At 44.1% G+C, this 6,000-nt stretch carries 5 protein-coding genes; all 5 read right to left on the bottom strand.

The window, feature by feature from the left end; genetic code table 11:
• Nucleotides 1-240 precede the first annotated feature (240 nt).
• The 5 genes from B9Z54_RS16825 to B9Z54_RS24970 all read right to left on the bottom strand — a co-directional run bounded on the left by B9Z54_RS16825 (nt 241) and on the right by B9Z54_RS24970 (nt 5,998).
• Nucleotides 241-1,500, bottom strand: a complete 1,260-nt coding sequence (locus B9Z54_RS16825) for a GntP family permease (protein ID WP_113929505.1) — start codon at nt 1,498-1,500, stop codon at nt 241-243.
• A 150-nt stretch (nt 1,501-1,650) separates the two neighbouring features.
• On the bottom strand, nt 1,651-1,776 hold the full coding sequence (yhfH, locus tag B9Z54_RS16820; protein ID WP_113929497.1) for a protein YhfH: 126 nt from the start codon (nt 1,774-1,776) through the stop codon (nt 1,651-1,653).
• A 26-nt stretch (nt 1,777-1,802) separates the two neighbouring features.
• On the bottom strand, nt 1,803-3,092 hold the full coding sequence (gene aceA / locus B9Z54_RS16815) for an isocitrate lyase (RefSeq protein ID WP_113929495.1): 1,290 nt from the start codon (nt 3,090-3,092) through the stop codon (nt 1,803-1,805).
• A 271-nt stretch (nt 3,093-3,363) separates the two neighbouring features.
• Nucleotides 3,364-5,544 (bottom strand): malate synthase G, encoded by a 2,181-nt coding sequence (locus tag B9Z54_RS16810; protein WP_113929494.1) that lies wholly within the window; start codon nt 5,542-5,544, stop codon nt 3,364-3,366.
• A 268-nt stretch (nt 5,545-5,812) separates the two neighbouring features.
• Nucleotides 5,813-5,998, bottom strand: a complete 186-nt coding sequence (locus tag B9Z54_RS24970) for a hypothetical protein (RefSeq protein WP_162785270.1) — start codon at nt 5,996-5,998, stop codon at nt 5,813-5,815.
• Between the last annotated feature and the right edge of the window lie 2 nt (nt 5,999-6,000).

Here is a 6,000-nt window from a genome sequence, read left to right as displayed (position 1 = left end):
TTATAGAACATTCGTTCGACATATGCAAATATCAACACTATACTTTAACAGAGCCTTTTAAATAAGCGGAATTTCTCCGATTATTTTCCGATAAAATCTAATATTGATCAACAGGACATATAGTAAATCCCGATAAGGTAATCGGAAAGTCAGGTATCGTATGATTCAAATAGTTATAGTGGGTAAAAACAGGAATCACATTTCTTTATTCGAAAAAAATCAAACACACCTCTCTCCTTTTTAAAAGAACCCCCCAAACACCACTGTCGAGGCAATCACCATAGCAAGGGCAACAATCAGTTCGTACGGGAGTGCTTTCAGCCGCTCTTTCATTTGCATGAACAGGGATTCTCGCGATATATGAAATAGAGGCCCATGAGGCAGAAAATCAAACCCGACAGCCGCTGCGTTGATCATTGCAGCACCTGCCAGCGCGGTCACACCATTTTCAAGAAGCATTTCAGCGAATACGCTGCTCGAAATCGCGGCCGACGATGTCGCGGAAGCAGTTGCCAGCGACATGAAGGTCCCGGAAAGTGGAGCGATAAGGGATACAGGCAAATGAAAAAAGTTTAAGCCGGTCAAAATCAGGTCGTTTATCGAGGAATGAATGATGATCCCCGCCAATGTGCCGGTTCCTAGAATGACAATGGCTATTCCGGACATTTTCTGCAAGCCGCTTGATAGGTGTGCCTTGAACTCTCCTGCTTTTCCCATAACAAGCAATCCAAATAAACCTCCTGCAGGCAGCGCCGCCAATGAATCGATTTTGATTCCTGCTATCGGCTGCAGTGAAAGCAGAAAGATCGTAAATAAAGGCCCGGATATTGCTCCCAGGAATGAAGGATCTTTTTCGTTACTCATTCTCTCTTCTTCCGCCTTAGTCACTTTTGAGCCCTTGTTACTTAATTTTTTGGCAATTAAATATGTAAGTCCTGCTCCAATAGTCGCGGGCACAATACCGGCAGCCATGAGGGAGGTCAAGGGTAGTGAAAATCCATCGGCAGCTGCAATGGTACTCGGATTAGGTGCTATCGCATTCCCGGCTCTCCCTCCACAAAGTACGGCAATCAACACACTCAGCCTTGAAACCCCGGTCCGCTTGGCTATCATGAGAGCGATTGGCGCTACTGTCAAAATGGCCGCAGCAATAAAGACGCCCACCGCCGTCAAAATGAAAGAGGATAAGGTTATTGCCAGCAGAGCTTTCTTCTCCCCCAGTTTTGTTACAATGGCCGCGGCGATTACGTTAGCGGCCCCGGACTCAACCAGCACACCTATCAACACCCCTGCGGCCAAAATGCGTAAAACTGCTGGAGTCAAGAGCTGTGCCCCGCCTATCATATAATCAATCGTTGTCGTCAGATCAAGCCCGCCGATGATACCGCCGGCACAGGCGCCTGCCATCATGGCATAGGCCGGGTTAATTCTTCTAAAAATGAGGATGACGGTCAAAATCATCGCCAGGCCTACTCCCCACATACTTACTTGTAACTCGATGGAATTCACCGCCTCTCCCATTGCCTGCCCTTTTTCTATATAAAATTCAACAAGATATAAACATTCTCCTTCTATAATTTTCAGGGGGACTGATTGAACCACAAACGGGACAAGGAGTTTCTCCTTATCCCGTTTGTAATATCTTTCTCATTAGTGATCTGTATTTCTCAGGCATTTTTCACACTGGTTAAAATAAGCAAATTGGGTATCGTCAATGGCTTTTCCGCAATCACAGCATTCTTTGCTACCTTTTTTGGAAACATTTACTCTGTTCATTTTCCTTCCTCCTATCATCTTTTAGTTTAGCTTTGAAATTGTGCCGTTTCGGTTGAACCTTTAAGCGCTGTTGTGGAGGATGTTCCTCCAGTGATGACCTGTGTAACTTCATCAAAATAACCTGTTCCCACTTCTCTTTGGTGCCTTGTAGCGGTGTAACCATTTTTCTCAGCGGCGAACTCAGCTTGCTGAAGTTCAGAATAAGCACCCATTCCGCGTGTTTTGTATCCTCGTGCCAGTTCAAACATTCCATAGTTAAGTGAGTGGAAGCCGGCAAGGGTCACAAATTGGAATTTATACCCCATCTTACTGAGTTCAACTTGGTACGTCTCGATCGTTTCTTTATCAAGGTTCGCTTCCCAGTTAAAAGAGGGTGAACAATTATAAGCCAGAAGCTTTCCAGGGAATTTTTCATGAATGGCATCTGCAAATGTTTTTGCTTCTTCCAGGCTCGGTTTTGAGGTTTCACACCATATCAAATCAGCATAAGGGGCATAAGCCAGACCGCGCGCAATGGCCTGGTCAATCCCTGCCTTTGTGCGGTAGAATCCTTCTGGTGTTCTCTCACCGGTAATAAATTCAGCGTCTACCGGATCGATATCGCTTGTAATCAGGTCGGCGGCATCAGCATCGGTACGTGCGACCAGCACTGTCGGAACTCCGGAAACATCGGCAGCAAGACGGGCAGAAATCAAATTTCGGACGGCCGTTTGAGTTGGAAGCAAAACTTTTCCGCCTAAATGTCCGCATTTCTTTTCTGAAGACAATTGATCTTCAAAGTGAACTCCGGACGCTCCAGCTTCAATCATGCCCTTCATCAATTCAAATACATTCAATTGGCCGCCAAAACCTGCTTCTGCATCGGCTACAATCGGGGCAAAATAATCGATCTCTCCTTCGCCTTCCATATGTTGAATTTGGTCAGCTCTTGTTAATGCATTATTGATACACTTTACTACCTGCGGAACCGAATTTACTGGATACAAGCTTTGATCCGGATACATCTGCCCTGCCACGTTGGCATCCGCAGCAACCTGCCAGCCGCTGAGATAAATGGCTTTCAGGCCGGCCTTGACTTGTTGAACAGCCTGCCCCCCAGTTAAGGCACCCAGGGCATTTACAAAAGACTCTTCATTAATCAGTTTCCATAGTTTTTCTGACCCTTTTTGAGCCAGTGTGTGCTCCACCTTTAAAGATCCTCTCAGGCGTAAAACATCCTCTGGAGAATACGGGCGCTCAATCCCTTCCCATCTAGGATTCAATTCCCAATCTTCTCTCATTCCAAGTGCCTCATTTTGAACAGATTCGTTATTCATTCTCCTGCCTCCAACTCTTTAAATTTCACTGTATTAATACAGTTTTAGTTTAATTGTTTTTATTATATAACAAGTAAATCTGTATTACAACAGTTAATTTTATAAAATTCAGAAATTATTTTATATTGAAAATATCTGCCTGAGTACCTTATCAATAGGTTTCAAAAGGGATTCTATTGTTATACAACAGATTCATTACTCTTTCGCTTCCACCAAAAGAACCGCACCTCTCAATCAATGAGGGTGCGGTTCTTTTTACTAAGTATGATTATTAGTTTACCACTTTTTTGGCAAGTGCTTTTGCCTCCAGCCTTCTTCGATGTAAAATCGGTTCGGTGTAACCATTTGGCTGCCGGGTCCCTTCGAAGATCAATTCCTTCGCAGCCTGGAATGCTGTAGAGCTTTGAAAATGAGGTGACATAGGGTGATAATAATGATCACCTGCATTTTGCTCATCGACAACTTTAGCCATCCGCTCCAAGGTTTCAGTCACCTGTTTCTCCGAGCAGACTCCGTGATGAAGCCAGTTGGCAACATGCTGGCTTGATATCCGAAGTGTCGCACGATCTTCCATAAGACCTGTATTATTAATGTCCGGCACTTTTGAACAGCCTATACCTTGATTCACCCAGCGCACCACATATCCAAGGATACCTTGAATATTATTATCGAGTTCTAGTTGAATCTCTTCTTCTTGCAAGGAGAGAGTCTCCACAACAGGAATGTCTAACATTTCATCCCGGCCATTAAAAGTGTTCTCTTCTAATTCATTTTGAATCTGCCTGACATCCACCTGATGATAATGGAGCGCATGCAGAGTTGCAGCTGTTGGGGAAGGAACCCACGCTGTATTTGCTCCTGAATGGAGATGGCCGATTTTTTGATTCATCATTTCTGCCATTCTGTCCGGCATAGCCCACATTCCCTTTCCAATCTGGGCCTTTCCTTTAAAGCCTGCTTCCAGCCCTCTGCTGACATTGGCCCGTTCATAGGCATCCAGCCAATTTGTTGACTTCATGTCATTTTTCCTGCACATGACTCCAGCTTCCATGGAGGTATGAATTTCATCCCCAGTACGATCCAGGAAACCTGTATTAATGAATGCTATACGATCCTTTACTTGGTAGATGCAATTCTTCAAATTCAGGGAAGTCCGTCTTTCTTCATCCATAACTCCAATTTTCAAGGTATTCCTGTCCAGCCCTAACAGATCTTCAATCCGATTGAAAAGTTTGTTGGCAAACGCCACTTCTGCAGATCCATGCATTTTTGGTTTAACAATATAAACCGACCCTCTTGCTGAATTGGTAAAATTATTTTCCTGATTCAAATCACGCTTAGCTATTAAACTGGTAATCACTCCATCTAATATCCCTTCAAACACCTCTTCCCCATTTGGATCCAAAACGGCGTTAGATGTCATTAAGTGACCAACATTCCTGATAAAAAGAAGAGAACGGCCGCGCAATGAGAATAAACTGCCTGTTAATGAGGTATACATTCTGTCTTCCTGAAGGGAACGTACTACCGTTTTCTCCCCTTTTGTAAAAGTGGTTTGTAAATCCCCTGTCATTAATCCAAGCCAATTGCGATACACCTCGACCTTATCCTCAGCGTCTACTGCTGCGACAGAGTCTTCACAATCCATTATCGTGGTTACAGCCGACTCCAATACGATATCCTTCACACCGGCTTTGTCATTCTTTCCAATCGAATGCTGGCCGTCCACCACAATCTCAAAACGAAGGTTGTTATTTTTCATCAGCAATACACTTGGGTCTTCAGGTGTTCCGTTGTATCCCGCCAATTTTAACGGATCCATCAATTCGGCCGTTTCACCATCCGTCAACTGAGCTTGCAGTTTGTTCGCTACAATGCGATAGTGGGTTACTTCCCTATGCGACCCTCTGGTGAGAGGAATAGTGTCATCAAGGAATTGTTTGGAGAATGCAATGACTTTTTCTCCTCGTTTGGGGTTGTAGGACCGTCCTTTTTCACAGCCGTCATCTTCTGAAATGGCGTCAGTACCATAGAGCGCATCATACAGGCTTCCCCATCTGGAATTGGCTGCGTTGATGGCATAGCGGGCATTGTTCACCGGGACGACAAGTTGAGGTCCTGCCTGGACAGCGATTTCGTCATCTACATTTTTCGTCGAGATTTCAAAATCCTCTACTTCATCTTCCAGGTAATTTATCTCTTTTAAAAAAGCCAGGTACTTCTGGGGTTGAAATGGTGTGTGTTTGTTTTCCTTGTGCCATTGATTCAAGGAGCTTTGTAACCGCTCTCTCTGTTCCAACAGCGCTCTATTCTCAGGAGTAAGCTCCTTCACAAGCGCTTCAAATTTGCTCCAAAAATCATGCACTCCTGATTGGGGCAGCACTTCAGAATTGATAAAATCGTATAATACTTTCGCTACTTTTAACTCACCGCAAGCAACATAACCTTCCAATTGATTTCCTCCTTTGATTTGTAAAAACTCCTGTACTATTACAGTATTAAATTATTTATTTGTTATTATATAACAGAAGAGTTTTCCAATCAATACTTTAATTCTGTGGACGGAGGTATCTTGTTCCCTATGTTTTTGCAATTGAGGGGCGTTTGAGTGTGGGGTTTGAGTTGCAATACATTTTTGGCTGGCGGTGCCTGCTGCAGGCTATTCTGACTGCATTGAATTCTTTTTTTGCGGATTCCATGTTGCTTGTGAGCTCTTCTGACTACATCGAATTCTCTCTTATGGGATTCCATGCTGTCTGTGGTCCCTTCTGACTGCATCGATTTCTCTCTTGTGGGGTTCCATGCTGTCTGTGGTCCCTTCTGACTGCATCGATTTCTCTTTTGTGGGATTCTAAGCTGTCTGTGGTCCCTTCTGACTGCATCAATTTCTCTTTTGGATGATTCAATG

This window comes from Bacillus sp. P14.5 (genome assembly GCF_003316765.1).
Taxonomy (GTDB): domain Bacteria; phylum Bacillota; class Bacilli; order Bacillales; family Bacillaceae_B; genus Rossellomorea.
Note: the sequence above shows the minus strand (reverse complement) of the source record. Positions and strands in the feature narration are given on the sequence as shown.

What these genes read in the sequence shown, in the direction of transcription:
- yhfH (WP_113929497.1), bottom strand. Translation starts at nt 1,776, where the DNA reads ATGAACAGAGTAAATGTTTCCAAAAAAGGTAGCAAAGAATGCTGTGAT.
- aceA (WP_113929495.1), bottom strand. Translation starts at nt 3,092, where the DNA reads ATGAATAACGAATCTGTTCAAAATGAGGCACTTGGAATGAGAGAAGAT.